This is a genomic window from Nocardioides sp. NPDC006303 (assembly GCF_040613175.1).
Lineage (GTDB): Bacteria > Actinomycetota > Actinomycetes > Propionibacteriales > Nocardioidaceae > Nocardioides.
Genome location: NZ_JBEXRR010000032.1, coordinates 40,625 through 65,801, shown reverse-complemented (window position 1 = coordinate 65,801; position 25,177 = coordinate 40,625). Strand labels below are relative to the sequence as shown.

Annotated in this window: 29 protein-coding genes and 1 pseudogene; 16 read left to right on the top strand and 14 right to left on the bottom strand. The window is 69.4% G+C overall.

The features are described from left to right. Window positions 1-97 (top strand): annotated as a pseudogene (locus tag ABZY89_RS21555) (purine-nucleoside phosphorylase); the annotation flags it as partial. A gap of 34 nt (window positions 98-131) precedes the next feature. On the opposite strand, the gene rhaS reads toward ABZY89_RS21555, so the two are convergent. Genes rhaS through ABZY89_RS21535 form a run of 4 tightly spaced genes read right to left on the bottom strand, consistent with a single transcriptional unit; the run spans window position 132 to window position 4,793 of the window. Beyond that, window positions 132-1,163 (bottom strand): rhamnose ABC transporter substrate-binding protein, encoded by a 1,032-nt coding sequence (gene rhaS, locus ABZY89_RS21550; protein ID WP_355230480.1) that lies wholly within the window; start codon window positions 1,161-1,163, stop codon window positions 132-134. 5 nt (window positions 1,164-1,168) lie between these two features. Continuing rightward, window positions 1,169-2,230, bottom strand: coding sequence for an ABC transporter permease (locus ABZY89_RS21545; protein ID WP_355230479.1), 1,062 nt, complete (start codon window positions 2,228-2,230; stop codon window positions 1,169-1,171). After that, a complete protein-coding gene (locus ABZY89_RS21540) occupies window positions 2,227-3,270 on the bottom strand; it encodes an ABC transporter permease (protein WP_355020514.1) in 1,044 nt (347 codons plus the stop codon). The genes ABZY89_RS21545 and ABZY89_RS21540 overlap by 4 nt, the downstream gene beginning before the upstream one ends. Continuing rightward, complete coding sequence (locus ABZY89_RS21535; RefSeq protein WP_355230477.1) at window positions 3,267-4,793, bottom strand: sugar ABC transporter ATP-binding protein; 1,527 nt, start codon at window positions 4,791-4,793, stop codon at window positions 3,267-3,269. The genes ABZY89_RS21540 and ABZY89_RS21535 overlap by 4 nt, the downstream gene beginning before the upstream one ends. A gap of 178 nt (window positions 4,794-4,971) precedes the next feature. On the opposite strand from ABZY89_RS21535, the gene ABZY89_RS21530 reads away from it, so the two are divergent. Further along, the gene (locus ABZY89_RS21530; RefSeq protein WP_355230475.1) at window positions 4,972-5,670 is read left to right on the top strand and encodes an NAD(P)H-dependent oxidoreductase; all 699 of its coding nucleotides are present in this window, start codon (window positions 4,972-4,974) and stop codon (window positions 5,668-5,670) included. 6 nt (window positions 5,671-5,676) lie between these two features. Here ABZY89_RS21530 and ABZY89_RS21525 read toward each other — a convergent pair whose 3' ends face one another. Continuing rightward, complete coding sequence (locus ABZY89_RS21525; RefSeq protein ID WP_355230473.1) at window positions 5,677-6,546, bottom strand: glycoside hydrolase family 16 protein; 870 nt, start codon at window positions 6,544-6,546, stop codon at window positions 5,677-5,679. A 210-nt stretch (window positions 6,547-6,756) separates the two neighbouring features. Here ABZY89_RS21525 and ABZY89_RS21520 point away from each other — a divergent pair, with 210 nt between their 5' ends. Both ABZY89_RS21520 and ABZY89_RS21515 read left to right on the top strand, forming a co-directional pair. Next, complete coding sequence (locus ABZY89_RS21520; RefSeq protein WP_355230471.1) at window positions 6,757-6,927, top strand: hypothetical protein; 171 nt, start codon at window positions 6,757-6,759, stop codon at window positions 6,925-6,927. After that, window positions 6,924-8,432, top strand: coding sequence for an amino acid permease (locus ABZY89_RS21515; RefSeq protein ID WP_355230469.1), 1,509 nt, complete (start codon window positions 6,924-6,926; stop codon window positions 8,430-8,432). Before ABZY89_RS21520 ends, ABZY89_RS21515 begins: the two co-directional genes overlap by 4 nt. 10 nt (window positions 8,433-8,442) lie before the next feature. Here the strand turns inward: ABZY89_RS21515 and ABZY89_RS21510 are convergent, their stop codons facing one another. Together ABZY89_RS21510 and ABZY89_RS21505 are read right to left on the bottom strand one after the other, a co-directional pair. Then, entirely contained in the window at window positions 8,443-9,597 is a 1,155-nt protein-coding gene (locus ABZY89_RS21510; protein ID WP_355230468.1) for a trypsin-like peptidase domain-containing protein, read from the bottom strand. Window positions 9,598-9,774: 177 nt separating this feature from the next. Then, window positions 9,775-10,599, bottom strand: a complete 825-nt coding sequence (locus tag ABZY89_RS21505) for a class II glutamine amidotransferase (protein WP_355230466.1) — start codon at window positions 10,597-10,599, stop codon at window positions 9,775-9,777. Between the two features lie 35 nt (window positions 10,600-10,634). On the opposite strand from ABZY89_RS21505, the gene ABZY89_RS21500 reads away from it, so the two are divergent. The 5 genes from ABZY89_RS21500 to ABZY89_RS21480 are packed head-to-tail and all read left to right on the top strand — an operon-like array spanning window position 10,635 to window position 14,661. Continuing rightward, on the top strand, window positions 10,635-11,774 hold the full coding sequence (locus ABZY89_RS21500; RefSeq protein WP_355230465.1) for a glutamate--cysteine ligase: 1,140 nt from the start codon (window positions 10,635-10,637) through the stop codon (window positions 11,772-11,774). Between the two features lie 33 nt (window positions 11,775-11,807). After that, window positions 11,808-12,458, top strand: coding sequence for a class I SAM-dependent methyltransferase (locus ABZY89_RS21495; RefSeq protein WP_355230463.1), 651 nt, complete (start codon window positions 11,808-11,810; stop codon window positions 12,456-12,458). A gap of 17 nt (window positions 12,459-12,475) precedes the next feature. Continuing rightward, on the top strand, window positions 12,476-13,411 hold the full coding sequence (locus tag ABZY89_RS21490; RefSeq protein WP_355230461.1) for an iron-containing redox enzyme family protein: 936 nt from the start codon (window positions 12,476-12,478) through the stop codon (window positions 13,409-13,411). Beyond that, window positions 13,408-13,629 (top strand): CDGSH iron-sulfur domain-containing protein, encoded by a 222-nt coding sequence (locus ABZY89_RS21485; RefSeq protein ID WP_355230459.1) that lies wholly within the window; start codon window positions 13,408-13,410, stop codon window positions 13,627-13,629. The genes ABZY89_RS21490 and ABZY89_RS21485 overlap by 4 nt, the downstream gene beginning before the upstream one ends. Window positions 13,630-13,641: 12 nt before the next feature. After that, the gene (locus ABZY89_RS21480; RefSeq protein ID WP_355230457.1) at window positions 13,642-14,661 is read left to right on the top strand and encodes a DNA topoisomerase IB; all 1,020 of its coding nucleotides are present in this window, start codon (window positions 13,642-13,644) and stop codon (window positions 14,659-14,661) included. Window positions 14,662-14,665: 4 nt separating this feature from the next. Here the strand turns inward: ABZY89_RS21480 and ABZY89_RS21475 are convergent, their stop codons facing one another. From ABZY89_RS21475 to ABZY89_RS21465, 3 genes are all read right to left on the bottom strand, one after another. Continuing rightward, entirely contained in the window at window positions 14,666-15,340 is a 675-nt protein-coding gene (locus ABZY89_RS21475; RefSeq protein ID WP_355230456.1) for a DUF6766 family protein, read from the bottom strand. 94 nt (window positions 15,341-15,434) lie between these two features. Continuing rightward, complete coding sequence (locus tag ABZY89_RS21470) at window positions 15,435-15,830, bottom strand: hypothetical protein (RefSeq protein ID WP_355230454.1); 396 nt, start codon at window positions 15,828-15,830, stop codon at window positions 15,435-15,437. A gap of 10 nt (window positions 15,831-15,840) precedes the next feature. After that, window positions 15,841-16,395 carry a DNA starvation/stationary phase protection protein gene (locus ABZY89_RS21465; RefSeq protein WP_355230452.1) on the bottom strand — a complete coding sequence of 185 codons (555 nt, stop codon included), beginning with the start codon at window positions 16,393-16,395 and terminating at the stop codon, window positions 15,841-15,843. A gap of 66 nt (window positions 16,396-16,461) precedes the next feature. On the opposite strand from ABZY89_RS21465, the gene ABZY89_RS21460 reads away from it, so the two are divergent. Further along, window positions 16,462-16,923, top strand: a complete 462-nt coding sequence (locus ABZY89_RS21460; RefSeq protein ID WP_355230450.1) for a DUF3817 domain-containing protein — start codon at window positions 16,462-16,464, stop codon at window positions 16,921-16,923. A 24-nt stretch (window positions 16,924-16,947) separates the two neighbouring features. On the opposite strand, the gene ABZY89_RS21455 is transcribed toward ABZY89_RS21460, so the two are convergent. Next, a complete protein-coding gene (locus tag ABZY89_RS21455; RefSeq protein ID WP_355230448.1) occupies window positions 16,948-17,382 on the bottom strand; it encodes a helix-turn-helix domain-containing protein in 435 nt (144 codons plus the stop codon). 101 nt (window positions 17,383-17,483) lie between these two features. Here ABZY89_RS21455 and ABZY89_RS21450 point away from each other — a divergent pair, with 101 nt between their 5' ends. From ABZY89_RS21450 to ABZY89_RS21435, 4 genes are all read left to right on the top strand, one after another. Continuing rightward, on the top strand, window positions 17,484-18,179 hold the full coding sequence (locus ABZY89_RS21450) for an SDR family oxidoreductase (RefSeq protein WP_355230446.1): 696 nt from the start codon (window positions 17,484-17,486) through the stop codon (window positions 18,177-18,179). A gap of 20 nt (window positions 18,180-18,199) precedes the next feature. Continuing rightward, the gene (locus ABZY89_RS21445) at window positions 18,200-18,991 is read left to right on the top strand and encodes a thioesterase family protein (RefSeq protein ID WP_355230444.1); all 792 of its coding nucleotides are present in this window, start codon (window positions 18,200-18,202) and stop codon (window positions 18,989-18,991) included. Between the two features lie 70 nt (window positions 18,992-19,061). Beyond that, a complete protein-coding gene (locus ABZY89_RS21440) occupies window positions 19,062-20,228 on the top strand; it encodes an acetyl-CoA C-acyltransferase (protein ID WP_355230443.1) in 1,167 nt (388 codons plus the stop codon). Between the two features lie 6 nt (window positions 20,229-20,234). Continuing rightward, window positions 20,235-20,768 (top strand): PaaI family thioesterase, encoded by a 534-nt coding sequence (locus tag ABZY89_RS21435; protein ID WP_355230441.1) that lies wholly within the window; start codon window positions 20,235-20,237, stop codon window positions 20,766-20,768. A gap of 19 nt (window positions 20,769-20,787) precedes the next feature. Here ABZY89_RS21435 and ABZY89_RS21430 read toward each other — a convergent pair whose 3' ends face one another. Further along, window positions 20,788-21,342: a hemerythrin domain-containing protein gene (locus ABZY89_RS21430; RefSeq protein WP_355230439.1), complete on the bottom strand. Its 555-nt coding sequence runs from the start codon at window positions 21,340-21,342 to the stop codon at window positions 20,788-20,790. 68 nt (window positions 21,343-21,410) lie between these two features. Continuing rightward, window positions 21,411-21,809, bottom strand: coding sequence for a DUF5709 domain-containing protein (locus tag ABZY89_RS21425; protein WP_355230437.1), 399 nt, complete (start codon window positions 21,807-21,809; stop codon window positions 21,411-21,413). Between the two features lie 124 nt (window positions 21,810-21,933). On the opposite strand from ABZY89_RS21425, the gene ABZY89_RS21420 reads away from it, so the two are divergent. Next, window positions 21,934-23,214: a cation:proton antiporter gene (locus ABZY89_RS21420; RefSeq protein ID WP_355230436.1), complete on the top strand. Its 1,281-nt coding sequence runs from the start codon at window positions 21,934-21,936 to the stop codon at window positions 23,212-23,214. Between the two features lie 16 nt (window positions 23,215-23,230). Here the strand turns inward: ABZY89_RS21420 and ABZY89_RS21415 are convergent, their stop codons facing one another. Continuing rightward, on the bottom strand, window positions 23,231-23,467 hold the full coding sequence (locus tag ABZY89_RS21415) for a hypothetical protein (protein ID WP_355230434.1): 237 nt from the start codon (window positions 23,465-23,467) through the stop codon (window positions 23,231-23,233). 186 nt (window positions 23,468-23,653) lie between these two features. Between ABZY89_RS21415 and ABZY89_RS21410 the strand changes: the two genes are divergently transcribed. After that, a complete protein-coding gene (locus ABZY89_RS21410; RefSeq protein ID WP_355230433.1) occupies window positions 23,654-25,153 on the top strand; it encodes an MFS transporter in 1,500 nt (499 codons plus the stop codon). Window positions 25,154-25,177: the final 24 nt, after the last annotated feature.

The window sequence follows — 25,177 nt, the reverse complement described above, 5'->3', positions numbered from 1 at the left end:
CAACCTGGCCGCCGGCATCTCCGACCAGCCGCTCGATCACGCCGAGGTCCTCCAGGCCGGGCGCAACGCGGCGACTCGGATGGGCGCGCTTCTGGCCCTGCGACTGCGTCGCAGGGTCGCAGGCTCGGACCTCAGAAGTCGAAGTCGTCGATGTTCGACTCGTCGAAGACTGTCGGCTCACCCAACACGACTACGCCGTCGGCGCCTACGGTGTATTCACCCAGGTCACCGGCCTCGAAGGTGTCGCCCTCCTTGCCCTCGATGTCACCGGAGGCGAGCGCGTCGGCGGTGTACGCGGCCAGGTAGCCGAGCTGCTCGGGGTCCCACAGCGCGAAGGCCTTGACGGTGCCGTCCTTGACGTACTCCCGCATCTGGTTCGGGGTGCCGAGGCCGGTCAGCGCGACCTTGCCCTTGTACTCCGAGTCGGACAGGTAGCGCGCGGCCGCGGCGATGCCGACCGTGGTCGGGCTGATGATGCCCTTGAGGTTCGGGTGGGACTGCAGCAGGCCGGCGGTCTTGTCGAACGACTTCTGGTCGTCGTCGTCACCGTAGACGGTGTCGACGAGCTTGATGTTCGGGTGGTTCGCGGCCAGCTCCTCCTCCATCAGCTTGATCCACTCGTTCTGGTTCGTGGCGTTGGCCGCCGCGGAGAGGATCGCGACCTCACCCTTGTCGCCGATCTGCTCGGCGATCAGGTCGACCTGGCTCTTGGCGATGCCGGCGGCGTCGGCCTGGCTGACGAAGACGTCGCGGAACTGCGGCTCGGTGTCGGAGTCCATCGTGACGACCTTGGTGCCGGCGTTGCGGGCCTCGTCGAGGGCGTCGCCGATGGCGGTCGGGTCGTTTGCCGAGACGACGAGCGCCCCGGCGCGCTGCTGGGTCGCGGTGTTGATGAAGCTGACCTGGGAGTCGGGGGTCGACTCGGTCGGGCCCACCTGCTCCCACTTCGTGCCGATCTCCTCGGCGGCCTTCTGGCCACCCGTGTCGGAGGCGTCGAAGTAGGGGTTGCCGAGGTTCTTCGGGATGAAGGTGATGCTGCTGGTGTCGCCGCCACCCTCTCCATCGCTGCCGCTGTCGCTCCCGCCGCCGCAGGCGGACAGGGCGAGGCCGAGGGCCGCAACGATGGCGACGGCACTGCCTGCGCGTCGGAACTTGCTGGTCATGTCTCTCACTCCGATTTCTTTGAGGATGGTTCGTCCGAGCTGTGCTGCCGGCGATAGGTGCCGACGATGCGACCGGTCCAACCGAGAACGCTGGCCGCGATGACCGCTGCGATGAGAAGTACGCCGGTGATGATCTGGATGATGTTGGCGCTGAGTCCGTCCAGGCGCAGCGCGCTGCCGATCGTCCCGATCAGGACGACGCCGGCGATGACCCCGGGGATGGCCCCGCGGCCGCCGAAGATCGAGACCCCGCCGAGCAGCACCGCGGCGACGACCTGGAGCTCCAGGCCGGTTGCGTTGTCACCACGTGCGCTGCCGTAGCGCAGCGTGAAGTAGATGCCCGCCAGCCCCGAGACCAGCCCGCTGAGCGTGAACAGGATCAGCTTCGTACGGTCCACGTTGACGCCGGAGAAGCGGGCCGCGTCCTTGCTGAGACCGGCGGCGAAGATGCCGCGGCCGCAGGGCGTGAAGTGCAGGATCACGGCGAAGATCAGGATCAGGACGACCAGCGGGATCGTCATCAGCGGGATCTGCGAGCCGCCGATCCGGGCCTGGACGGCGTCACCCCAGGAATCGGGCCAGTCGGTGATCGCGGTGGTGCCGAGCGCGCCGACCGCGATGCCGCGGAAGAGCGCCATGGTGCCGATCGTGACGGCGAGCGACGGCAGTCCGAAGCGGGTGACGAGCACCCCGTTGAGGGCTCCCGCGACCGCACAGGCGAGCAGGGCGATCACCATCGCGGCGACCATCGGGAGGCCCTCGCGGTGCAGCACCCCGAACAGCACGCTGGAGAGCCCGACGACGCTCGCGACCGACAGGTCGATCTCGCCGGTGATGATGATCAGCGTCATCGGCAGCGCGATCAGCAGGATCGGCGCGATGTCGAGGACCAGGAAGTAGACCGTGATCGGGTCGGAGAAGTTGAGGATCGCGATCGAGGCGTACAGCCACACGACCACGAGCAGGGCGATGATCGCCGAGTCCCTGGTCATCAGGGTGCGCTGCCACCACGGCTTGGCGTGAGCGGCGTACGTCCTCGTCGGTGCCTTCTCGGCAAGGAGGCTCATGAATCTTCCCTCTCTGCGAGGAGCTTGTCGTGCTGACGGCGGGCGAAGTAGCGGTCCAGGACGATCGCGCCGATGATCAGCGCACCGACGACGGCCTGCTGCCAGAAGTCGGGGATGCCCAGGACCGGGAGCGCCCGGTTGATGGTGGTGAGGAGGTACGCCCCCAGGGCTGCCCCGAGGACGGTGCCGCTGCCGCCGAAGATGGCCACGCCACCCACGACCGCGGCGCCGACGGCCTCGAGCTCGATGCCCTGGCCGACACCGGAGCTGATGGTGCCGTAGCGGGAGACGTACAGGATCCCGGCGAGGCCGGCGAGCGCCCCCGAGGTGGCGAACGCCTGCAGGACCCGGCGCTTGTCTCGCAGCCCGTAGAGGGTGGCGGCGTCGGGGTCGGAGCCGATCGCATAGAACTCGCGGCCGACGCGGGTGGAGCGCATCAAGTAGATGGCGACGGCCAGCAGCGCGAACGAGATCCAGGCGAGGTTGGGGATGAAGAGGAACGATCCGGTGCCGAAGTCGAGCAGCCCGGGCGGGATGTCGGAGGCGTTGATCCGGTCGCTGCCGGCCCACTCGAGCATGATCCCGCGGTAGACGTAGAGCGTGCCGAGGGTGATGACCAGCGCCGGCACCTTGGCGAACGCGACCAGCGCCCCGTTGATGAGGCCGAGCACGGCGCCCGCGGCGACGGCGATCAGGACGACCAGGATCACCGGGAGCCCGGTGTCGAGGAAGAGCCGCCCGGCCAGGTAGGCCGTGAGACCGAGGGTCGAGCCGACGCTGAGGTCGACGTTACGGGTGACGATCACCATCGCCTGGCCGATGGCCAGACACACCAGGATCGCGGGGGTCAGGGTGAGGTCGCGCCAACCGTCCGTGCTGAACAGGAAGTTGGGGTTCACCGCCGTGGTCACCACGAGCAGCGCGATGAAGGCGACGGCGATGCCGGTCTCGCGCTGCTTCAGGAGCCAGGTCAGCCGGCTGGCTGCTCGGTGGCGTGGCTGCGGCGCGGCCGGGGCGGGCGCGTCGAGCGTGGTGGTCATGATGCCTCGCTGACGTTCAGGGTGGTGGAGTGGTGGGCCGTCGCCGCGCGCATGACGGCCTCGGGGGTCGCCTCCGCGCGGCTCAGCTCGGCCGTCTGATGACCCTCGCTGAGGACGATCACGCGGTCGGCCATACCGAGCACCTCGGGGAGCTCGGAGGAGATCATCAGGATCCCGAGACCCTCCTGGGCGAGGGTCGAGAGCAGGCGGTGGACCTCGGACTTGGTGCCGACGTCGATGCCTCGGGTGGGCTCGTCGATGATCAGCACCTTGGGCCGGGTCGAGAGCCACTTGGCCAGGACGACCTTCTGCTGGTTGCCGCCCGAGAGCGTGCCGGCCAAGGTGTCGAGCGTCGCGGCCTTGACCTCGAGCCGGGCGGCCCAGTCGGCGGCCGAGCGGTTCTCGATGCCGGTGCTGATCAGCCCGGTGCGGGCGAGCCGGCCGCTCGTCGGGAGGGTGATGTTGCGCGAGATCGGTGCGTCCAGAACGAGACCGTGCTGGCGGCGGTCCTCGGGGACGAACGCCAGCCCCATCTCGATCGCTCGTCTCGGGTCACCCGGCGGGACCGGCCGGCCCTCGAGGGTGACCTCGCCGCTCTCGTAGGGGTCGACGCCGAAGATCGCCTGCGCGACCTCGCTGCGCCCGGCTCCGACGAGGCCGGCCAGGCCGACGATCTCGCCCTCGCGGACGGTGAGGCTGATGTCCTGGAACAGGCCGGTGCGGGTGAGGCCCTTGACCTCGAGCAGGGGCTTGCCGACGGTGGCCTCGAGCTTCGGGTAGAGGTCGGAGACCTCCCGCCCGACGAGCCGCTGGACGATCTCGTCCTCGGTGACCGCCGAGATGGGGTCGGTGGAGATGTAGGCGCCGTCGCGCATCACGGTGATCGTGTCGCAGAGCGCGAACACCTCGTCGAAGCGGTGCGAGATGAAGACGACGGCGCAGCCCTGGTCGCGCAGGGTGCGTGCCACGCTCATCAGCCGCTCGACCTCGTTGCCCGACAGGGCGGCGGTCGGCTCGTCCATGATCAGGACCTTGGCGTCGAGCGAGAGCGCCTTGGCGATCTCGATCAGTTGCTGGTCGGCGATCGAGAGGCCCTCGGTCGGACGGTCGGGTTCGATCGGTACGCCGAGCCTGGCGAAGAGCTCGACGACCTCGGTACGCATCGCGGCGCGGTCGATCTTGCCCCAGCGGTTGGTCGGCTGGCGTCCCATGAAGATGTTCTCGGTGACCGAGAGGTCGGGGAAGAGGGTCGGCTCCTGGTAGATGACCGCGACCCCGGCCTGCTTGGCGTCGGCGGTGTTGCGGAAGTCGACCTGTTCCCCGGAGAGCAGGTAGTCGCCGGCGTCGCGGCGATAGAGCCCGGCGACGATCTTGACCAGGGTCGACTTCCCGGCACCGTTCTCCCCCACGAGCGCGTGGATGGATCCGGCCTCGACCCGGAGGCTTCCGGACCGGAGGGCGCGTACGGGGCCGAACGACTTGGCCACGTCCCGCAGCTCCAGTGCGGCGGGTGTGTCCGGCATGGGCAGCTCCTCGAATTGAAAGGTTTCAAGCCTGGTTTACGCTAGTGATGGCAATCACATACGTCAACACTCTGAGGCCGCTAATTTGAGCGAGATCCGGACTTTGTCATCAGACCGCCTCGGCGCCCGCCCGCATCCGGGCGGGAATCCCGCCGCGTCAGACGGCGTTCAGAGCCCCATGCACGCACTCTGGGTATGGGCACATCCGCACGCGTCATCGCTCAACGGACGGCTGCGCGAGGTCGGCGTGAACGCGCTCGGCACGGCCGGCTGGAGCGTCGACGAGATCGACCTCTATCGAGAAGGTTTCAATCCACTTCTGGTGGAGCGGGGCGAGGCCGACGTACGCCGCCACCAGGACCGGCTGCGGGAGGCCGATCTGCTGGTCGTGCAGTTCCCGCTGTGGTGGTATTCGGTGCCGGCCATCCTCAAGGGCTGGATCGACCGGGTCTTCGAGTCGGGGTTCGCCTTCGACGTACCGGATCCGGAGACCGGCAAGCCGCTCAAGTACGGCAAGGGCGGACTGGTCGGCAAGCGCGCGCTGACGATCGTCACCGCCGGCGACCGGGCCGCGACCCTCGGTCCGCGCGGGATCAGCGGCGACATCGAGGACGTCCTGTGGCCCCTGCTGCACGGCACGTTCTGGTACACCGGGATGGACCCGCTGCGCCCGCACCTGATCACCGACACCGACACCATCGACGCCCAGGTCATGGCGCGGATCGAGGCCGATCTGAGCGTACGTCTCGAGGGCGTGATGACGGAGCCGCGGATCGACTACCGACCGATGGCCGAGGAGCACTATGACCACACGATCAGGCTCCACGACTCCGTCGCGCCCGGGATGGACGGGCTGAACGCCCACCGCGAGGGCTGAGCCTCCTCAGAGCTGGGAGTCGTAGACGCGTACGTAGTCCACGACCATGCTCTGCGGGAACTGGGTCGTGCCGTCGGGGTTGCCGGGCCAGTTGCCGCCGACGGCGACGTTGAGGATGAAGAAGAACGGCTGGTCGAAGACCCAGGGGTTGGCGCCGGTGTTGGCCGTGGTGAAGGTCTGGTAGGCGACCCCGTCGACGGACCAGGTGATCGAGCCGGGCCGCCAGTCGATGGCGAAGGTGTGGAAGGTGTCGGCGAAGGACCAGCCCTGCGGGTGCATGTACTGGCCGGTGATGCCGTTGCCACCGGAGTATCCCGGACCGTGCAGGGTGCCATGGACCAGGTGGGGCTCGTAGCCGACGTTCTCCATGATGTCGATCTCGCCGGCGTTCGGCCACGGCGTGTTCGGGAACTGGCCGCCCAGCATCCAGAAGGCCGGCCAGATCCCCTGGCCGCGCGGGATCTGGATCCGCGCCTCCAGGCGGCCGAACTTCGGCTGGACCTTGCCCTTGGTGGTGAGGCGGGCCGAGGTGTAGCCGCTCCCGCTCTGACGGGCGGTGATGACCAGGTTGCCGTTGCCGTCGAGGGCGGAGTTGTCGCGAGAGTCGGTGTAGGTCTGGAGCTCGTTGTTGCCCCATCCCCCGCCTCCGGTCTCGAAGTTCCAGTTGGCGCCGTTGGGGGCGCTCCCGGCGGGCCCGTCGAACTCGTCGGACCAGGTCAGGGCGGCTGCCTCGACCTCTCCGGCGCGGGTGGCTGCGTCGCCGGCGTCGGGGCCGGGCACGGCGGCCGGCGCGGCCAGCGGGGCGACCAGGACGAGAGCCAGAGCGGCGGTCGCCGTGAGTGTGGTGCGGATGGTGCGGATCCTCGAGCTACGCATCGAACGCTCCTTCATGGGGGTTAACTGTAAGGCGACCTTACTGTTATTTGCCGTCCTGCGGAACGGAAACGCCGGGCGACGTCCGGTCACCGCGAGAACCCGCTCGATGCGCTCTAATTGGTCCCCGGAGCGGGGCCATCGGGGGCCCTGCCAGGTGAGGTGATCGCATTGGCACGGGATCCATACAGGCCACGGACGCCGATCATCGGCATGACGATGGTGTTCCTCGCATTGGCGATCGTCGGGGTGACGGCGTACCTGCATCTCGGCTGGTGGTCGCTGATCGGCTACGCCGTGGCGGCGGGCGCCGCCGTCGTCGGCGGGTGGCTCCTGTTCAAGGACGTGCCCGAGCCACCGCACGGACCGGGAGCGAGCCGATGACAGACACCGAAGACCAGACCAGCGGCCAAGCGAGCAATCAGGTCAGCGGCCTGACCGACGAGGACGAGGGCTACCACAAGAGCCTCAGCCCGCGGCAGCTGCAGATGATCGCGATCGGCGGCGCCATCGGCACCGGACTGTTCCTGGGAGCGGGCGGCCGCCTCCACGAGGCCGGGCCGGGCCTGTTCCTCGTCTATGCCTTCTGCGGCGTGTTCGTCTTCCTCATCCTGCGCGCGCTCGGCGAGCTCGTGCTGCACCGACCTTCGTCGGGATCGTTCGTCTCCTACGCCCGGGAGTTCCTGGGTGAGCCGGCCGCGTTCGCCGCCGGCTGGATGTACTTCCTGAACTGGGCGATGACCTCCATCGTCGACGTCACGGCGATCGCGACGTACATGCACTTCTGGGGCACGTTCGAGGTCGTCCCGCAGTGGGTGATCGCGCTCGTCGCGCTCGCGGTCGTGCTCTCGATGAACCTGATCTCGGTCAAGCTCTTCGGCGAGCTGGAGTTCTGGGCGGCGCTCATCAAGGTGGTCGCGCTGCTGGGCTTCCTCGTGCTCGGGACGATCGTGCTCGCCGGAGGTGAGGAGCTCAACGGCCAGGAGACCGGGATCGGCATGGTCATCGACAACGGCGGGCTGTTCCCGGTCGGCGTGCTCCCGCTCGTCATCGTCATCTCCGGCGTCGTCTTCGCGTACGCAGCGGTCGAGCTCGTCGGCACCGCCGCCGGCGAGACCGCCGAGCCGGCCAAGATCATGCCCCGGGCGATCAACTCAGTCATCGCCCGGATCGCGGTCTTCTACGTGGGCTCGCTGGTGCTGCTCGCGCTGCTGCTGCCCTACACGACCTACCGGGCGGACGAGAGCCCGTTCGTGACCTTCTTCGACCAGCTCGGGATCGCGAACTCCGGCACCATCATGAACCTCGTGGTGCTGACCGCGGCGCTCTCCTCGCTCAACGCCGGCCTCTACTCGACCGGGCGCATCCTGCGCTCCATGGCGATGAGCGGGAGCGCGCCGAGCTTCACCGCGCGGATGTCGCGGAACGGGGTTCCGTTCGGCGGGATCCTGCTCACCGGCTGCATCACGCTCCTCGGCGTCGGCCTCAACGCGATCGTGCCGGGCCAGGCGTTCGAGATCGTGCTGAACATGTCGGCGCTCGGCATCATCGCTTCCTGGGCGACCATCGTGATCTGCCAGATCCAGCTCTACCGGCGCTGGAAGAAGGGCCTGATGTACCGGCCCGACTTCCGGCTGTGGGGATCACCGTGGACCGGCTACGCCACCCTCGTGTTCCTTGCGACCGTGCTGGTCCTGATGGGCTTCGACTACCCGATCGGCACCTGGACGGTCGCGACCCTGGTCATCATCATCCCGGCGCTCATGATCGGCTGGCGGCTCGTCCGCGACCGCGTCCGGCAGATCGCCCTCGAACGCGAGGGCTACACCGGCGCGATCCCGATCAGGGCGGAGCGTCCGATCTCCGACGAGGACGGACCGAGCAGCTGACCCCTCGTGGTCAGGCGACCGGACCCTCGCCGAGCGTCACGGCGGCGGTGTGGGCCTCGCCTGCGGCATCGGTCCAGCTGACCGAGATCTCGTCGCCGGGCTCGTGGCCGCCGAGCACCGAGGTGATGTCGTCGATGCTCGCCACGGCGGTCCCGCCGACGGAGGTGATCGTGCTGCCCTCGGTGACCCCGGCGGCCTCGGCCGCGCCGTCCTCGACCACACCGACGACCAGCGTCGACCTGGTCGTGTCGACCTGCACCCCGAGCGCTGCGGCCGAGCCACCGATCTCCACGTCGCCCGACTCCTCCCCGGCCAGGATCTGGGCGGCGATGTCGAGCACGGTGTCGATCGGGATGGCGTAGCCGGAGATCTCGGCCGAGCCCGAGGTCGCGGCAACGTTCATCCCGATGACCTCGCCGTCCTCGTCGAGCAGCGCGCCGCCGGAGTCGCCGGAGACGACATCGGCGTCGGTCTGGATCAGGTCGCTGAGCTCGGCGGCGGTGCCGTCCTCGTTGTCGACGGTGATCGCGGTGCTCGGGTCGGTGACCGTACCGTCGGCGGCCGAGAGCGAACCCTGGCCCTCGGCGTTGCCGACGGCGGTGACCTCCTCGCCCCGGGTCGCGGCGTCTCGGTCGGTCGCGACTCTCGAGAGCCCCGAGGCGTCCTCGAGCTGCAGCACCGCGACGTCGTGGACGTCGTCGTAGCCGAGGACCGTCGCGGCGTACGTCTCCCCCGTGGTCGGGTCCGTCACGCCGATCGAGGTCGCGCCCTCGACCACGTGGTGGTTGGTCACCACGATCCCGTCGCCGGTGATCGTGAGCCCCGTGCCCGCGCCCTGCCCGGTGCCGTAGCCGACCGTGGTGTTGATCAGCACGACGCCGGTCGACTCGGCCTCGGTCGCCGGCTCGGAGTCGACGGTCGCGGCCGAGGTGCCGAGGCTCTGCCGGTAGGGGTCCACGATCCCGCCGCCATACGCCCCGCCATAGGCGCCGCCGTGGCTCTCGACGGAACCGCCGTAGCCGTATCCGGGGCCGGACTCGGCTGCGTACGTCTTGGTGGCGCCGACGGCGGCCACCGCGAGGGCCGGGGTGGCGATCGGGATCGCGACGAGCGGGATCGCCAGGACGGCGAGGAGAGAGTGACGAATGCGGCGGGAGCGGGACATCGGGTCCTCCTTGAGGCGGTTGATGCCTCAAGATTCCGCCCGCCCGCTGTGGGCTTCCTGTGAGGAAGGCACGGACTGGCTGGGAAAGTCAGCGCGGCTCGGAATGAAGCGATGCCGGATGGGGTACCTCTGGGCATGCCCGAACGCACCCCACAGCAGGTCGGCGGTACCCCGTCGTCAGTCGCGGGCCCGCAACGCGTCGGCGCCGAGCTGAGCGATCGGATCCAGCCGGGTGACCTCGCGGGTCGCCAGGTCGACCATCACCGCGGTGTCGGCGGGCACCGGGGTCCAGCCCGGCTGCCCCAGACCGCTGGAGACGATCTCGAGGCCGTATTCGGACCGGCGGTAGTCCATCGCGAAGTACTCCGTGGTGTGTCGAGGCGGGATGTCGCCCTCGTCGTCGAAGAGCTCGCGCAGCGCACGCAGGGGCGAGTCGGCACGCGAGTTGATGTGGATCGCGAACATGTGCGTCCGGGTGAGCATCAGCGCGTTCAGGCTGCATCGCGGGAACTTCTGGACCAGCGTGGCCAGCGCTCGGGTGACACCCTCGGCCTCGTCGCCGTACTTCTCGACGTTCTGGTGCACGAAGTGGAAGTAGCGCTCGCTGTCGGTGTCGCCGCGCAGCCGTGCACGCGACTCCGGGGTCAGCAGCGCCTCGAGATCGGCGATCGGCGAGACGTGGCCGTTGTGCGCGAACGCGGCACCGTCGGTCAAGAACGGGTGAGTGTTCTCCGGACGTACGTCGAGCCCACCCGTCGCCCAGCGAAGATGCACGAACCCGGCATGGGAGAGCGGGGCCTCGACGAGCCGGCGATAGGTGTCGTCGATGTCCGCCGAACGCGGCGAGCTCGTCGTGCAGGTGCCCTCGGGTGTGTGCCAGGACATCCCCCAGCCGTCGGAGTGCACGGACGTGAGCGAGGTGAACGCGGCCAGCCCCTCCTCCCCGAGAAGGTCGGCTACGGCACACGGGGACTCGGTCACATATCCGAGCAGGCGACACATCGTCGAGTTGCTCCTTCCAGAGGCAGGTGTGAGCAGTGAAGAGCCACTATTCGAGCAGTACCCATCACCAGCTCAGGACAGTCGGCGTCGAGGAGGAGCTCCTCCTCGTCGACGCCCAGACGGGCGCACCGCGATCGGTGGCCAGCGAGGTGCTACGGGTGGCGCGGCAGCACGGCGACACCGAGGTCGAAGCCGGTGAGGCCGGTGGCTCGGTGGGGCCCGAGCTGCAGGAGCAGCAGGTCGAGACCGATACTCCGGCGGAGGAGTACCTCGGGCTCCTCGAGCAGGATCTGAGGCGGTGGCGCGACAAGGCGCGCGCGGCCGCCTCCGAGGCGGGCGCGCTGATCCTGGCCAGCGGCACCACCCCCTTGCCGGTGCGTCCCCGGACCTTCGACGACGAGCGCTACGCGGCGATGACCGAGCAGTTCGGGCTGACCGCCACCGAGCAGCTCACCTGCGGCTGCCACGTGCACGTCTCCGTCCACTCCGACGACGAGGCCGTCGGGGCGCTCGACCGGATCCGCGCCTGGCTGCCGGTGCTGCTCGCGGTGAGCGCCAACTCACCCTTCTGGCAGGGCGGCGACACGGACTACGCGAGCTACCGGTCCCAGGTGATGACCCGGTGGCCGACGAACGGTCCGACCGAGATCTTCGGCAGCGGCCAGGCGTACGCCGATCATCTGCGCCTGCTCGTCGACACGGGGGTGCCGCTCGATGAGGGCATGGCGTACTTCGACGCCCGGCCGTCCCGCAATTACCCGACGCTCGAGATCCGCGTCGCTGACGTGTGCCTCGACCCTCGCGACACCGTGCTCGTCGCCGCGCTGGCGCGGGCGCTGGTCGAGACGGGTGCCAGGGAGTGGGCCGAGGGCCGGCCGCCCGATCCTGTTTCGGTCGCCGTGCTCCGGCTCGCCATGTGGCAGGCGGGACGGCACGGGATCACCGGCGATCTGCTGGACCCGCAGACCCACCGCCCGAGGCCGGCTCGCGACGTGGTGGAACGCCTGCTCGAGCACATCGGCCCGGCGTTGCGCGACACCGGAGACCAGGTGCGCGTCGAGAAGGGCATCGGCCGGATCTTCACCGGCGGCACGGGCTCCACGACTCAGCGCCGGATCCACGACGAGGAGGGCCGTCTGGACCGAGCAGTGGTCCGGCTGGCCGAGCTCACCTGAGTTTCCCACCCTGAACAGGAGGCACCTGCTGTCATGATCCGCTTCGGTCATCTCGACATCGACTTCGACGATCGCGTGCTCACGCCGCGTACCTGGACCGTCCGTCAGTCCGAGTGGGCGGCCAAGCTGGCCGCGGAGCTGCCGGACGGACCGATGCTCGAGCTGTGCTCGGGCGCCGGCCAGATCGGCCTGCTCGCCGCCGCCCTGACCGGCCGGCGCCTGGTGTGCGTCGACGCCGATCCGGTCGCCTGTGCGTTCGCCCGGGCCAACGCCGAGCGCGCCGGGCTGGCGCACCGGGTAGAGGTACGCGAGGGCAGCATGGACCAGGCCCTGGACCCGGACGAGCGCTACTGGCTGGTGATCGCGGACCCGCCGTGGGTGCCCACGGCCCAGGTCGAGCGGTATCCCGAGGACCCGCGGACGGCCATCGACGGCGGCGCCGACGGGATGCTGGTCGCCGAGATGTGCCTGGCGACGACCGTCCGGCACCTCTCCCCCGGCGGCGCGGCCGTCCTCCAGCTCGGCACGACCGGGCAGTCCGATCGCGTGCTGGAGATGGTCGAGGGCAGCGACCTGACGATCGAGGAGGTCCGCGACTCGCCGGGCGAAGGAGTGCTCGTGCACCTCGCCCGCGCACCGCGGCCGAGCATGTCGGAACCGGCTGTCGGGTACAGGACGGCCTGAGGGAAAGGTAGGCCTAGATGCTGCCGAAGTCGCGTGGCACCCTGAGTGCCGCTGTGTTCACTGCGCTGCAGAGCGGCGCCACCGCTGATCTGGAGCCGACTCCGGAGTCAGCCGAGGACGCCCAGATCGCTCTGTGGGCGCTCTACGAGCTCCACTACCGGGGCTTCGACGAGATCGATCCCGACCTCGAGTGGGACGCGGACCTGCTGGGTCTGCGCCGCGGTCTGGAGCGGTCGTTCGAGGTCGAGCTGCGCCAGCGCTGGGAGCACAGCGGCTTCCAGGAGGATCCCGACCTGGACCTGCCCGGTCTGGTCGCCGACCACGACGGACCGTCGCTGGCACGGTTCGTGCAGCGCCGGGCCGACCGGGAGCAGGTGCTCGAGATCCTCAAGCACCGCTCGCTGTACCACCTCAAGGAGGCCGACCCGACCAGCTGGGTCGTCCCCCGGCTCGACACCCGGCCGAAGGCCGCGCTGATGGAGATCCTCTTCGACGAGTACGGCGACGGTGACCCGAACCGGCTGCATCACCACCTGTTCCGCCGAGGCATCGAAGCGGCCGGGCTGCGTACCGACCACGCCTGCTACGTCGACGAGGCGCCGGCCGAGATCCTCGAGATGAACAACGCGCTGTCACTGTTCGGGCTCCACCGCCGGCTCCGCGGAGCGGCGCTCGGCCACTTCGCCGCGTTCGAGTCGACCAGCTCGGTGCCGTCGCGCCAGCTCGCCCAGGGGCTACGTCGCCTGGACTTCCCCGAGGAGATGGCGAACTACTACGACGAGCACGTCGAGGCCGACTCCGTACATGAGCAGGTGGCCGTACGCGACGTCTGCGGCGCGTTCGTGGAGGAGAACCCGAGCGAGCGCGACCAGGTGCTCTTGGGTGCCTTCACCTGCCTCGACCTGGAGGCTCGCTACGCCCGGACGATGCTCACCCAGTGGGGTGCCTCATGACCGACTTCGAGCACCCCTCGATCGTGCTGTGCCCGGCCGGGCCGATGCTGCTGCGCGGGAAGCACGAGATCCAGGACCCCGACGGGAAGATCCACCACACGGTTCGCCCGGTCAGCGCGGTGTGCATGTGCGGCGGGTCCGCGATCAAGCCCTGGTGCGACGGTACGCATCGACTGCTCGCCGCGCGAGGGCGCGACAGCGACGACACCAGCGGGTGAGAGGAGCCCCTGGTGGTTCGACTTCGTCGGGTCTCGACGGAGGAGCCGGGGTGGACCCGCCGTCGCGCGGGTCGCGGCTTCGTGTACCTCGACGACTCAGGTGACCGGCTGCCGGACGACGCCATCGAGCGGATCCGCTCCCTGGCCATCCCTCCCGCCTGGGAGGACGTCTGGATCTGTCCTCGCGAGAACGGGCATCTCCAGGCCGTCGGGACCGATGATGCCGGCCGCCGCCAGTACCTCTACCACCCCGACTGGCGGGCGAAGCGCGACCAGCAGAAGTTCGAGCGGGTGCTGGAGCTCGGCGCGGTCCTGCCCCGCGTACGCGAGCGGACGGAGCGGGATCTCACCACCACCGGGATGAGCGCTGCCCGGGCATCAGCACTCGCGGTGCGTCTGCTCGATCTGGGGTGCTTCCGGATCGGCAGCGACGCCTACGCCGATGAGAACGGTGGCTTCGGCCTGACGACGCTGGAGCGTCGCCACGTACGCAAGCGGGGCGAGGCCTACGTCTTCGACTTCACCGGGAAGTCCGGCGTCCACCACTCCATCAGCATCGACGACCCGCTCTCGGTGAAGGCGATCGTGCAGCTGCGTCGCCGCCGCGCCGGCTTCGAGGAGCTTCTCGCCTACCGTCAGGGCCGGCGGTGGCAACGGCTGACGCCGGCCATGGTCAACGACTACATGCGCGAGCTGAGCGGCCTCGAGGTGTCGGCGAAGGACTTCCGGACCTGGCACGCGACCGTGCTCGCGGCACTCGCCCTGGCCGAGGACCCGCACGCCGCGGGCCGCTCGACCCCGACCGCCAGATCCCGCCGCAAGCAGCAGGTCGCCGCGATCAAGGAGGTCGCGGAGTACCTCGGGAACACGCCGGCGATCGCCCGGAGCTCCTACGTCGACCCGCGGGTGCTCGAGCTGCACGAGCAGGGGTGCACGATCCGTGTACGGGACGGCGTGAGCGAGGACCCGCAGGCGCGACAGGCCGCGGCCGAGCGCGCGGTCCTGCGCCTGCTGGCACAGGCCGACCGCTGAGGCATCAGCCCTCGATCCCGGTGGCCTCGTGGGACGCACCCACAGGCTTGCTCTCCGGGGATCCGCGCTGTCTGAGATAGATCGAGAGGACGGCCATGGAGCCGACCGCCAGGAACTCCGACTGCCAGTTCTGCAGGGTGCGCGCCCAGAAGTCCGAGTTCGTCAGATAGGACACCCACGGGATCGGGTCGCGGAGCTGGCGCAGCCTGGTCTCGTTGTACGTCGCCCATCCCGCCACCGACTGGACCAGCCAGGACATCAGGAAGATGGAGCCCATGACGATGCCTAGGGAGCGGGAGTAGAACAACGTCCGCAGGCCGCCGGCCCGGGCCAGCTTGGGCGAGTCGGGACGGGCGTACGCTCCGACCTTCTGCGCCTCGTCGGACTCCTGGCCCGCGTCCTTCAGCGGCTTGGACTCCGGGGATCCACGTTGGACCAGCCAGACCGTCAACATGATGTAGAGCAGGAACTGGAGATACTCACTCTGCCAGTTCTCCGTCACGTCCACGGCGAAGCTCGCCGAGGTGAGATACCTCCCCAGCGAGAGCTGGTGGAGACCGTCGGCGAACAGCTCGTCGTTGAGCTGGTGCCAGCCGGCGATGGCCTGACCGGCGAGGCTGACCAGGAAGAGCGCCCCGAAACCCAGGCTCAGTGAGTTCTCTTTGAGGAATCGGCGCATCGAGGCCCCTCACCCGTGCCTCAGCGCGAGGACGAACGTGTAGAGCAGTCCGATACCGATGACCGCCAGGTAGGTGACGTACATGACTCGCATCTCAGCCTCCGTGCACGGCGCAGTCGTAGGGCTTGGGCTGCTGCGGCGTACAGCCGGCCGCGAACATCCGCCAGCCGTCGGCGAACCGGGTCAGGAACAGGGTCTCGCCCTGGTAGCGCACCTCGGCCATGGTCCCGAAGACGTCCACATCGTCCGGGACGCCCGGAGCGGGTAGGTCCTCCTCGGCCAACGCGTCGTCGCAGGGCAGCTTGGCGGCGGACTCCAGCTCGGAGCGCGTCTCCGGAGCCAGCAGCGCGCACGCCCGGGCCCAGTCCTGGGCGGCTACCGCGTCTTGGAAAGCGGCGGCGCTGTCGCGTACCGCCTGGTCCTGCCCCGAACCGCATCCGGTGAGGACCATCGGGAGGAGCAGCGCCAGCCCCATGAACCACCGCCGCATCGCACACCCCTCAGCCGTGGGCGGCTCGTGCCGCTCCCGCCTCCGTGGCCTCGCCGCTGGTCTGCAGCTGACCGCCCTGGTCCTCGAGGTGGGCGCGTACGAACCAGTGGAAGAGCTCGAGCTGCTCGGTCTGGCCGATCAGGATGTCCTGGGTCACCAGGTCGATGTCGTCGAGGGTCTTGATCGCCTCGCGGTAGGAGCCGATCACGCCCTGATAGGTGACATCGAGCGCGGCGAGATGCTCCTGGGTGGTGGCCCGGCCGATGCTGTAGTCGTTCCACTCCCGCTCCTCGACCAGAGCGCCCGGGGTGCCTCGCGGGGCACCGCCCAGGGTTGCGATCCGCTCGGCGAGCGCATCGGCCATCGCGCGTACGGCGTCGACCTGAGGGTCGATCATCTGGTGGACCGCGATGAAGTGGGGTCCGACCACGTTCCAGTGCACGTGCTTGAGAGTGAGCTGGAGGTCGTTCGTGGCATGGAGGCGCGACTGCAGCAGGTCGATGGTCTTGCGCGCAGCGCCCTCGTCCAGCCCCGGGATCGTGTAGTGCAGCGTCTCAGTACTCATGTCGCGATCGGTACCCCGCATCGGCTCGATGCATACCAGCGCACGTCGGCGAATAGACTCGTCCGCGTGCCCGCTCTTCTTGGTTCCCCGTCTCGCCTCTTTCGGATCGTCGCCACCGCCGAGGCGGTGACCTGGGCCGGGCTGCTCAGCGGCATGTTCCTGAAGTACGTCACCAAGACGACCGAGCTGGGAGTCAGCATCTTCGGGATGCTGCACGGGATCGTGTTCATCACCTACTGCGTCACCACCGTCGCGATCGCGATCGACCAGCGCTGGTCGATCGGCCGGCTCGTCGCCGGCCTCGCCTCCTCGATCCCGCCGTTCCTCACCCTCTGGTTCGAGCGCTACGCCGAGCGCCGCGGCCTGCTCGCCCCGGCGTGGCGACTGATCGACGAGTCCCCCAGCCGCCCGCTCGAGCGTCCGCTCGCATGGCTCCTCCGCAACCCGGTGCGTGGCCTGGCCGCCGGTCTCGCGAGCGTCGCCGCGCTGACCGTGGTCGCCCTCATCGCCGGGCCGCCGGTCGGCTGACCCACGCCGCACAGCGCGGCCAGGTCACCTCGCGGCGTCTGCGATCTGGACCTCACCGCGACGTACGACCTCTCCGCAGGCCTTGCAGGCCAGCACGGGGTGGAACTCCGCACCACAGGAGTGCTCGAACCTGGCCGGCGGGCCGTCCTCGCCTGCCAGGTGACGGTCCCCGAACTCGCGCATCGTCTCGATGATCGGCGCGAGCGACCGCCCGAGATCGGTCAGGTGGTATTCGTACCTCGGCGGGCGCTGCTCGTACTGGACCCGAGTCACCAGTCCGTGGGCCTCGAGCCTGCGTAGACGGTCGGTGAGGATGTCGCGCGGGCCGCCCGTGAACCGGGCGATCTCCTCGAACCGGCGGCTCCCGAGAAACAGCTCGCGAACGACGAGCAGGGTCCATTTGGAGCCGACGAGCTCGAGCGTCCGCGCCACCGAGCACTCACGTACCTGCGTCATCATGGTTCGATCCTAATCGAGTTGGAAAACCAAACCAACCCGAGTACGTTGGAAAAACCAACTCATCACGGAGCGGCGCCCGCGCCGTCGAACAGGAGAACCACATGCCCACTCTCGCGAACGCGGTCGTCCTGGTGACCGGAGCGAACGGCGGCCTCGGCACCCACTTCGTCAACCAGGCGCTGGAGCGCGGCGCCGCCAAGGTGTACGCCGCGGCCCGCAAGCCCCGCGAGTGGAACGACCCGCGCATCGTGCCGCTGAGGCTCGACGTGACCGACCACGACTCGGTCACCGAGGCTGCTGCGGCAGCTGGAGACGTCACGGTCGTCATCAACAACGCCGGCGCCTCCAACGGCGCCAGCGTGACCGGTGACCTGAGCGCCGCGCGCGACCTCTTCGAGACCAACTTCTGGGGAGCGCTCGACGTCACGACCACCTTCCTGCCGTCGCTGCGCGCCAGCAAGGGGGTCGTGGTCAACGTGCTCTCGGTCCTGAGCTGGTACGGCGTCGGCGACGCCTACAGCGCCACCAAGGCAGCGCTGTGGTCGGCGACCAACACCCAGCGCCTCGCGCTGGCGGGCGACGGCATCCATGTCGCGTCGCTGCACCTGGGCTACACCGACACCCCGATGACGGTCGGCATCACCGACCCGAAGAACGATCCGGCCGACGTGGTTCGGAGTGCGTACGACGGCCTCGAGGCCGACGCGTACGAGATCATCGCCGACCAGATCAGCGCCGACGTCAAGGCCGGCCTCGCCCAGCCGATCGAGGCGCTCTACCCGCAGCTGGCCCGCTGACCCACGCACAGGAGACGCTGATGACCCTCGATTTCGACGCCTTCTTCCTGCCGACCGACGAGGACGGGACGTTCGAGTCGACTGCGGCGACTGCCAGCCCCTGGGACCAGTCGTTGCAGCATGGCGGCCCTCCCGCTGCCCTGCTGGCCCGGGCGATCGAGTCCGTACGCTCCGACCCGGCCCTGTCCATCGCCCGGTTCACGGCCGACATGCTCGGCGGCATTCCGCAGGGAACCATGCGCGTCGAGGCGCACGTGGTCCGGCCGGGCCGTCGCGTCGAGCTCATCGAGGCCTCGCTGTGGGCCGGTGACCGGCTCGCCGTCAAGGCGAGCGCCTGGCTGATCCGGGCCACGCCGGGATCGACCCGCGAGCACTGGCGCGAGGAGAAGGTGCCCGCCATCCCGCCGGCCTCCTCCGAGCGCTTCTTCGACGGGGTCAGCCCCGACTGGGGCTACGGCCGCGCCATCGACTGGCGGTTCATCAGCGGGGGTTACGAACCCGGCCCGGCGGCGGTATGGGCGCGGCTGCGCGTCCCGCTGGTCGCCGGTGAGCAGGCCTCCCCCGTGCAGCGCCTCCTCACCCTGGCCGACTCCACCAACGGCCTGTCCGGCTCGCTGCCGATGAGCTCGTGGTACTTCATCCCGCCGACCGTGACCGTCACCATCGAGCGACCACCCATGAGCGAGTGGATGCTGCTCGACGCCCGCAGCACCATCGGCCCGGACGGTATCGGCCTGGCCCAGGGCGACATGGCCGACGAGCACGGCACCTTCGCCATGGTCGCGCAGCCGCTGATGGTCGCGCCCCGCTGAGCCTCACCCAGCACGTTCGCTGTTCCGACCCGACTCGCACACCACCGCTTGAACGAGAAAGAGGACCACCATGCCGAACGCCTTCATCGTCGACGCCGTCCGTACGCCCGTAGCCAAGGGCAAGCCCGGCGGCGCCTACTCCGAGATCCACTCTGTCGATCTCCATGCGCACACGCTCGCCGCGTTGGTCGAACGCACCGGCATCGACCCGGCCGTCGTCGACGACGTGATCAGCGGCGCGGTCGGACAGGTCGGCGAGCAGTCGGGCAACACCGCCCGCTGGGCCCTGCTCGGCGCCGGATTCCCGGAGTCGGTCCCCGGCGTCACGGTCGACCGGCAGTGCGGCAGCTCGCAGCAGGCGCTCCACTTCGCCGCTCAGGGCGTGATCGCGGGCGCGTACGACGTGGCCATCGCCTCCGGCGTGGAGTCGATGAGCCGCGTCCCGATGGGGTCGCAGTTCGCGGGCAAGGACTTCTACGGCAGCAAGGTGAACGCCCGCTACGACGGTGGCCTGGTCCTCCAGGGCATCTCGGCCGAGCTGATCGCCAACAAGTGGGACCTCTCCCGCGCCGAGCTGGACGAGTTCGCGGCAGAGTCGCACCAGCGTGCCGCGGCAGCGTGGAAGGACGGGCACTTCGACTCGCAGGTCACCTACGTGAACGACCTGCGCGTCGACGAGACGATCCGGCCGTCATCCACGGCCGACTCGCTCGCGGGCCTTCGACTCGCCTTCAAGGACGAGGACTCCGTGGCCAGGTTCCCCGACATCGACTGGCGAGTCACGGCGGGCAACAGCTCCCCCATCAACGACGGCTCCGCCGCCCTCCTCGTCGCATCCGAGGAGGCCACCGCGCGCCTCGGCCTGACCCCGAGGGCGCGGGTCCACTCCTTCGCGGTCGCCGGCGACGACCCGATCTTCATGCTCACCGGCATCATCCCCGCGACCCAGAAGGTGCTCGCCCGCGCCGGACTCTCCATCGACGACATCGACGCCTTCGAGGTCAACGAGGCATTCGCCTCCGTCGTACTCGCCTGGCAGAAGGAGACCGGTGCCGACCTCGCCAAGGTCAACATCAACGGCGGCGCCATCGCCATCGGGCACCCGCTGGGCGGGTCCGGCGCCCGGCTGATGACCACGTTGCTGAACAACCTCGAGCAGACCGGCGGCCGCTACGGGCTGCAGGTCATGTGCGAGGCCGGCGGCCTGGCGAACGCCACGATCATCGAGCGGATCTGAGCCGCCATGACTCAGAACACGACCCAGAACACGACCTCCGAGCAGTCCCGAGCGGTGCGCGAACGCACCTACTCGTGGGCCGACCCACAGGTCTTCGCCACCGCCGCCCGGGAGCTCGACGGGCTCGACTTCTTCAAGCAGCTGGGAGACATCGAGCTCCCGCCACCACCGATCAACGCGACGCTCGGCATGGCCCTGGTCGAGGTCAGCGACGGCCGGGCCGTCTTCGAGCTCACGCCCGAGGAATGGCACTACAACCCGATCGGCACCGTGCACGGCGGCATCCTCGCGACCCTTGCCGACTCGGCTCTCGGGTGTGCGGTCCACACCAAGCTGAAGGCGGGCACGGGCTACACCTCGCTCGACCTGACCATCAAGTTCACCCGCGCAGCCACGCTCGACAGCGGCACCCTCACCTGCGAGGGCCGCGTCGTGACGATCGGACGCCGCGCCGCGACCGCCGAAGCCGAGATCACCGACCAGACGGGCCGCGTCATCGGTCACGCGATCGCGACCTGCCTCATCATGGCGGGGAGCTGACGGCTTCGGCGGTTGCAGGTCAGCTGTCGGCGTGCTGATCGAGCGTGCGCTTCAGGTCCTCCTTGCCCTTGTCCCCGACGGGGATGTCGGCGTTGGCGGCCTGGCGGCGTAGCTCGTCACGGGTGATGTCCTGGGGCATGTCGCCGAGGTGCTCCTGCCGACTCTTCAAGAAGGCCTTACCCAGCTCGGCGCGACGGGCGTCGTCGAGACGGTCGCGAATGCCCGGGAGCACGGTGCTCTCCTCCTCCTCGACGTGATGGGAGACCGCCTCGACCACCTCCGCCAGCTTGTCGCCGTACTCCGTTGAGTAGGGGTCGCACTCGCTGAGCTCGGCGAGGAGACGGTCCGCCAGCAGGTGCTCCTCCTGGCTGTGCGCGACGTCCTCCGCCTCACCCGCCTCGTCCCGGGCGGCCGGGTAGACCTCGGCCTCCTCGGCGCGGCTGTGTGCGGCCAGGAGCGTCACCAAGATCGGGGTCAGCCCGGCTCGTACGTCTGGATCTCGCTGAAGCTTCTCGAACAGGCTCTCCACCTCACGGTGGTCCTGCATGATCAGGTCGGTCACGTCTTCGGACACGGGAGTCCTCCTCTGCGCTGAAAGGGATCCGGCGAATCACCGGTACCCCCGAACGCGCGGACTCAGCCTCAGTCGGGAGGCTCGTCGACGATGTGCACGGCCGCTTCCTCAGCGGAGGCGCCGGCACCGTCGATGCCTTCGTCGTGTCCGATGAGCTTCCCCTCGTCGTCCTCACGCACGCCCTCGTCGGGACTGGTGAGCCGGCCGGCGCGGGCCTCGCCCACCTCCCCTGTCACCGGGCCGTCCAGGATGTCGGCGTCAGCCTCGGCCTCGGCCTCCTCCCAGACCTCCGGCTCCTCCTGAGCGCGCCGTTCGTCGATGGTCTCCCCCTCGATCTCCTCCCGCGGCGTCACACCCTTCGCGGTGACACCCCGCGGCCGCTCGGGCGGCGAATAGCCCTCGTCCAGGACATCGTCGACACCGCGGTCGTCGAGGGTGTCCTCCGGCTGAAGCTGCTCTTCACTCATGACTCGACCGGTAACCCCCGACGCGACCTCGCATGCTCCGCGAGTCGGTTGGTTCGTACGTAACCTGGTTCGGGGAGGCTGGCCGTGCTGGACCTGCAATGCGACGAATCGGGGCGACGTAGCTATGACTGCCGACCTTGCCTACGTGGTGATCGGTGCCAGCCTGCTGCTGGCCATCGTGCTTCCCGACCTCCTCAACCGATGGGCGATCTCGGCTCCGATGGTGCTCGTCGGGGTCGGGATGCTGATCGGGCTCACGCCGCTCCCCGATGGCCTGCCGCTGGACCCGCAGGCCAACCGGGTCGCGATCGAGCACGCCACCGAGCTGGTCATCATCGTGGCGCTGATGGGTGTCGGCCTGGCGCTCGACCGGCCGCTCGAGCTCCGCAGGCCGAGGACCTGGCGCCGGTGGTCGTCGACCTGGCGGCTGCTGGCCATCGGGATGCCGGTCACCATCGCCGCCATCGCGGTTCTCGGGTGGGCCGCCGGACTGGCACCGGCCGTGGCGATACTCCTGGGCGCGGCGCTGGCGCCCACCGACCCGGTGCTCGCCTCCGACGTCCAGGTGGCCGGCCCGCAGACCGGTGACCACGAGGTCGACGAGCGCGACGAGCTCCGGTTCACCCTCACCTCGGAGGCCGGCCTGAACGACGGGCTCGCCTTCCCGTTCGTGTACGTGGCGATCCTGCTCGCCACCGAAGGAGCCGTCTCGAACTGGGCCCTTGAATGGGTCGGCTTCTACCTCGTGGGAAAGATCGTGATCGGCGTCCTTGCCGGCCTGGTGGTGGGAAAGGTCCTCGCCTACATCGCGTTCCGGTCCAGCAGCCGGTCCCTGCGCGTGGCCGAACGGGGCGAGTCGCTGCTCGCCCTCGCGGCCCTGATCGGGTCGTACGGCGTCGGCGAGGTTCTCGGCGGCTACGGGTTTCTCTCCGTCTTCGTCTGCGCCATGGCCTTCCGTTCGGCCGAGCGCTCACACGACTACCACGCAGCCATGCACGAGGTGGCCGAGCGGCTCGAGCGCCTGCTGACCCTCTTCGTACTCCTCGTTCTCGGGATCGCGCTCACGCGAGGCCTGCTCGAGGCTCTCGACTGGCGCGGGATCGCCATCGGGCTGGCGCTGATCCTGGTGGTCCGTCCAGCGGCGGGGATCCTGGCCCTGGCGCCGTGGCCGGGCCGAGGCGAGCGCACCTCGCCTCTGACCCGGCACCAACGCTGGGCGACGGCGTTCTTCGGCGTCCGCGGCGTCGGTTCCGTCTACTACCTCGCCTACGCCGCCGGGCAGGACGAGGCGTTGGCACAGGACTGGCTGTGGTCGACGGTCGCCTTCACCGTCGTCGCCTCGGTGCTGATCCACGGAGTCCTCGCCACCCCGGTCATGGCACGCGTCGATCCCGCCCGGCGATGACGACGAGCTTCGTACGTCAGGCAGGGCCGCCTTCGCCGCTGTCGGCGGCGAGCAGGTCGACGTCGACGTCCTCCTGACGTGAGATCCGGTCCGTCACGAGCTCCTGCTGCTCCTCGGTGAGGGTCACCCCGGCCTCCTGCAGCGCCTTGGACAGCTCGTCCCGGATGGTTCCCTCGGGTGCGGTCTCCTGCCAGGCGTTGACTCGTTCGACCACACCCTGAAGTGCCTGTACGCGTGCTTCGTCCTGGTTCATCTCAGTCATCTCCTCGCGGTACCCGACCCAGGTGAGGACATGCCGACCGACGAATCAGGTCCGTGCGCGGGCGGGTCCGGATCATCCCTACCGGGGGAGGACACGGGCCCACCGAGGCGACCACCGTGGTTCCCGTGGTTGACGCATGGCGTCCCGCAGTCGTCCTGACGAAGGTGAGGGGTTCCGATGAGCAGCACCGAGGTGGCAAACCGAGCAGGTGGTGTCCTCCTCGTCACCTGTCTGTCGACTCTGGTGGTCAATGCCAACACGTCGGCGGTGAGCATCCTGCTCCCCGCCATCAGCGCAGATACCGGCATGGATGTCACCACGCTGCAGTGGGCCGTCACGGGCTACTCGCTGGTGGGCGCCGCGACCATCGTGACCTCCGGCTCGCTGGGCGACGTGTTCGGCAGGAAGCGCATCTTCCAGCTCGGTCTGCTGCTGTTCATCGCCTCGTGCGTGCTGATCGCCATCTCCGACTCGGGTGCAGCCGTCATCGCTGGGCGGTGCATCCAGGGCGCATCCGGCGCGACGATCCTGGCCTGTGGCCTCAGCCTGCTGACGGTCGGCACACCTGAAGAAGGCAAGCTGCGGGCGGTCTCGCTCTGGGGCGCGGCGGCAGGTGTGGGTGCTGCGGCCGGGCCGCTGCTCGGCGGTGTCCTGGTCGAGCTGACGAGCTGGCAGGGACTGTTCTGGCTCGACGCCGGCGTCGCGGCGGTGTGCATGGCGATGACCGCACGCATGGTGACCGAGTCCCGCGACGAGGACCGGCCGCGCTCGATCGACGTCGCTGGCAGCGTGCTGGTCGCTGCCACCCTCACCCCGATCATCCTGGCACTCAGTGAGGGCAGTGACTGGGGGTGGACGTCGTTGGCCACGCTCGGGTGCCTAGCAGTGGCCGTGGTGTCGGGATTCGCCTTCGTCGCGGTGGAGAAGCGGGTCGCCGTCCCCATGCTCGACCTGGCCCTGCTTCGCAACCGGGTCCTGGTGGCGTCCACGATCGCCATCCTCATCGGCGCCGGCACCATCAACGCGCTGATGTACCTGGTGAGCCTCTACTTCCAAGACCCGAGCACGCTCGGGCTCAGCTCGCTGCAAGCAGGCCTGGCGACACTTCCGGCCACCGTCGGCCTCGTCGCGGTCGCTCCCCTGGTGCCACGGGTCGCGGCGCGGTTCGGCGGTCGACCGGTCGTCGGAGCCGGCTTCGCGATCACGGCGATCGGCTTCGGCTGGATCGGCTTCGTCGAGGGCTCGTGGGGGTACGGCGCGTTCGTGCTGCCGCTCGTCGCGGCGGCCGTCGGGATGGGCCTGTCCAACGGGCCAGCGACGTCGGCCTCGACGGCGTGCGTCTCGGCAGCCCAGGTCGGGGCGGCCTCGGGTGTCTCCAACATGGCACGCTACGTCGGCGCGGCCGTGGCCACTGCCCTGGCTGCGACGATCTACGGAAACGTCATCGCCAGCCAGACGGCTGAGGGCCAGTCCAGTGCCGATGCCCTGTCCTCCGGCCTTGCCGCCGCGTCCTGGGTGATGGCGGTGTTCAGTCTCGTCGGCGTCGCGATGGCCGTGATCATGGGGCGTCACCGGGTCGCCCGGGGCACTTTGGCCGACGCGGGCGCTGCGGCCGCGGCACACACGCACACCCTGCCGACTTCGGCCACGCCCACGTCGGCCGAGAGGACACCGTGACTCCGCGACGGCACGTCCGCCCGC

Excerpts from the sequence above, each read along its gene's own strand:
- rhaS (WP_355230480.1), bottom strand. The coding sequence starts at position 1,163 with ATGACCAGCAAGTTCCGACGCGCAGGCAGTGCCGTCGCCATCGTTGCG.
- ABZY89_RS21515 (WP_355230469.1), top strand. The coding sequence starts at position 6,924 with ATGACAGACACCGAAGACCAGACCAGCGGCCAAGCGAGCAATCAGGTC.
- ABZY89_RS21475 (WP_355230456.1), bottom strand. The coding sequence starts at position 15,340 with ATGCGCCGATTCCTCAAAGAGAACTCACTGAGCCTGGGTTTCGGGGCG.
- ABZY89_RS21455 (WP_355230448.1), bottom strand. The coding sequence starts at position 17,382 with ATGATGACGCAGGTACGTGAGTGCTCGGTGGCGCGGACGCTCGAGCTC.
- ABZY89_RS21485 (WP_355230459.1), top strand. The coding sequence starts at position 13,408 with ATGACCGACTTCGAGCACCCCTCGATCGTGCTGTGCCCGGCCGGGCCG.
- ABZY89_RS21540 (WP_355020514.1), bottom strand. The coding sequence starts at position 3,270 with ATGACCACCACGCTCGACGCGCCCGCCCCGGCCGCGCCGCAGCCACGC.
- ABZY89_RS21510 (WP_355230468.1), bottom strand. The coding sequence starts at position 9,597 with ATGTCCCGCTCCCGCCGCATTCGTCACTCTCTCCTCGCCGTCCTGGCG.
- ABZY89_RS21530 (WP_355230475.1), top strand. The coding sequence starts at position 4,972 with ATGCACGCACTCTGGGTATGGGCACATCCGCACGCGTCATCGCTCAAC.
- ABZY89_RS21415 (WP_355230434.1), bottom strand. The coding sequence starts at position 23,467 with ATGAACCAGGACGAAGCACGCGTACAGGCACTTCAGGGTGTGGTCGAA.
- ABZY89_RS21435 (WP_355230441.1), top strand. The coding sequence starts at position 20,235 with ATGACTCAGAACACGACCCAGAACACGACCTCCGAGCAGTCCCGAGCG.
- ABZY89_RS21445 (WP_355230444.1), top strand. The coding sequence starts at position 18,200 with ATGACCCTCGATTTCGACGCCTTCTTCCTGCCGACCGACGAGGACGGG.
- ABZY89_RS21440 (WP_355230443.1), top strand. The coding sequence starts at position 19,062 with ATGCCGAACGCCTTCATCGTCGACGCCGTCCGTACGCCCGTAGCCAAG.
- ABZY89_RS21525 (WP_355230473.1), bottom strand. The coding sequence starts at position 6,546 with ATGCGTAGCTCGAGGATCCGCACCATCCGCACCACACTCACGGCGACC.
- ABZY89_RS21420 (WP_355230436.1), top strand. The coding sequence starts at position 21,934 with ATGACTGCCGACCTTGCCTACGTGGTGATCGGTGCCAGCCTGCTGCTG.
- ABZY89_RS21470 (WP_355230454.1), bottom strand. The coding sequence starts at position 15,830 with ATGCGGCGGTGGTTCATGGGGCTGGCGCTGCTCCTCCCGATGGTCCTC.
- ABZY89_RS21495 (WP_355230463.1), top strand. The coding sequence starts at position 11,808 with ATGATCCGCTTCGGTCATCTCGACATCGACTTCGACGATCGCGTGCTC.
- ABZY89_RS21410 (WP_355230433.1), top strand. The coding sequence starts at position 23,654 with ATGAGCAGCACCGAGGTGGCAAACCGAGCAGGTGGTGTCCTCCTCGTC.
- ABZY89_RS21535 (WP_355230477.1), bottom strand. The coding sequence starts at position 4,793 with ATGCCGGACACACCCGCCGCACTGGAGCTGCGGGACGTGGCCAAGTCG.
- ABZY89_RS21425 (WP_355230437.1), bottom strand. The coding sequence starts at position 21,809 with ATGAGTGAAGAGCAGCTTCAGCCGGAGGACACCCTCGACGACCGCGGT.
- ABZY89_RS21450 (WP_355230446.1), top strand. The coding sequence starts at position 17,484 with ATGCCCACTCTCGCGAACGCGGTCGTCCTGGTGACCGGAGCGAACGGC.
- ABZY89_RS21545 (WP_355230479.1), bottom strand. The coding sequence starts at position 2,230 with ATGAGCCTCCTTGCCGAGAAGGCACCGACGAGGACGTACGCCGCTCAC.
- ABZY89_RS21465 (WP_355230452.1), bottom strand. The coding sequence starts at position 16,395 with ATGAGTACTGAGACGCTGCACTACACGATCCCGGGGCTGGACGAGGGC.
- ABZY89_RS21490 (WP_355230461.1), top strand. The coding sequence starts at position 12,476 with ATGCTGCCGAAGTCGCGTGGCACCCTGAGTGCCGCTGTGTTCACTGCG.
- ABZY89_RS21520 (WP_355230471.1), top strand. The coding sequence starts at position 6,757 with ATGACGATGGTGTTCCTCGCATTGGCGATCGTCGGGGTGACGGCGTAC.
- ABZY89_RS21505 (WP_355230466.1), bottom strand. The coding sequence starts at position 10,599 with ATGTGTCGCCTGCTCGGATATGTGACCGAGTCCCCGTGTGCCGTAGCC.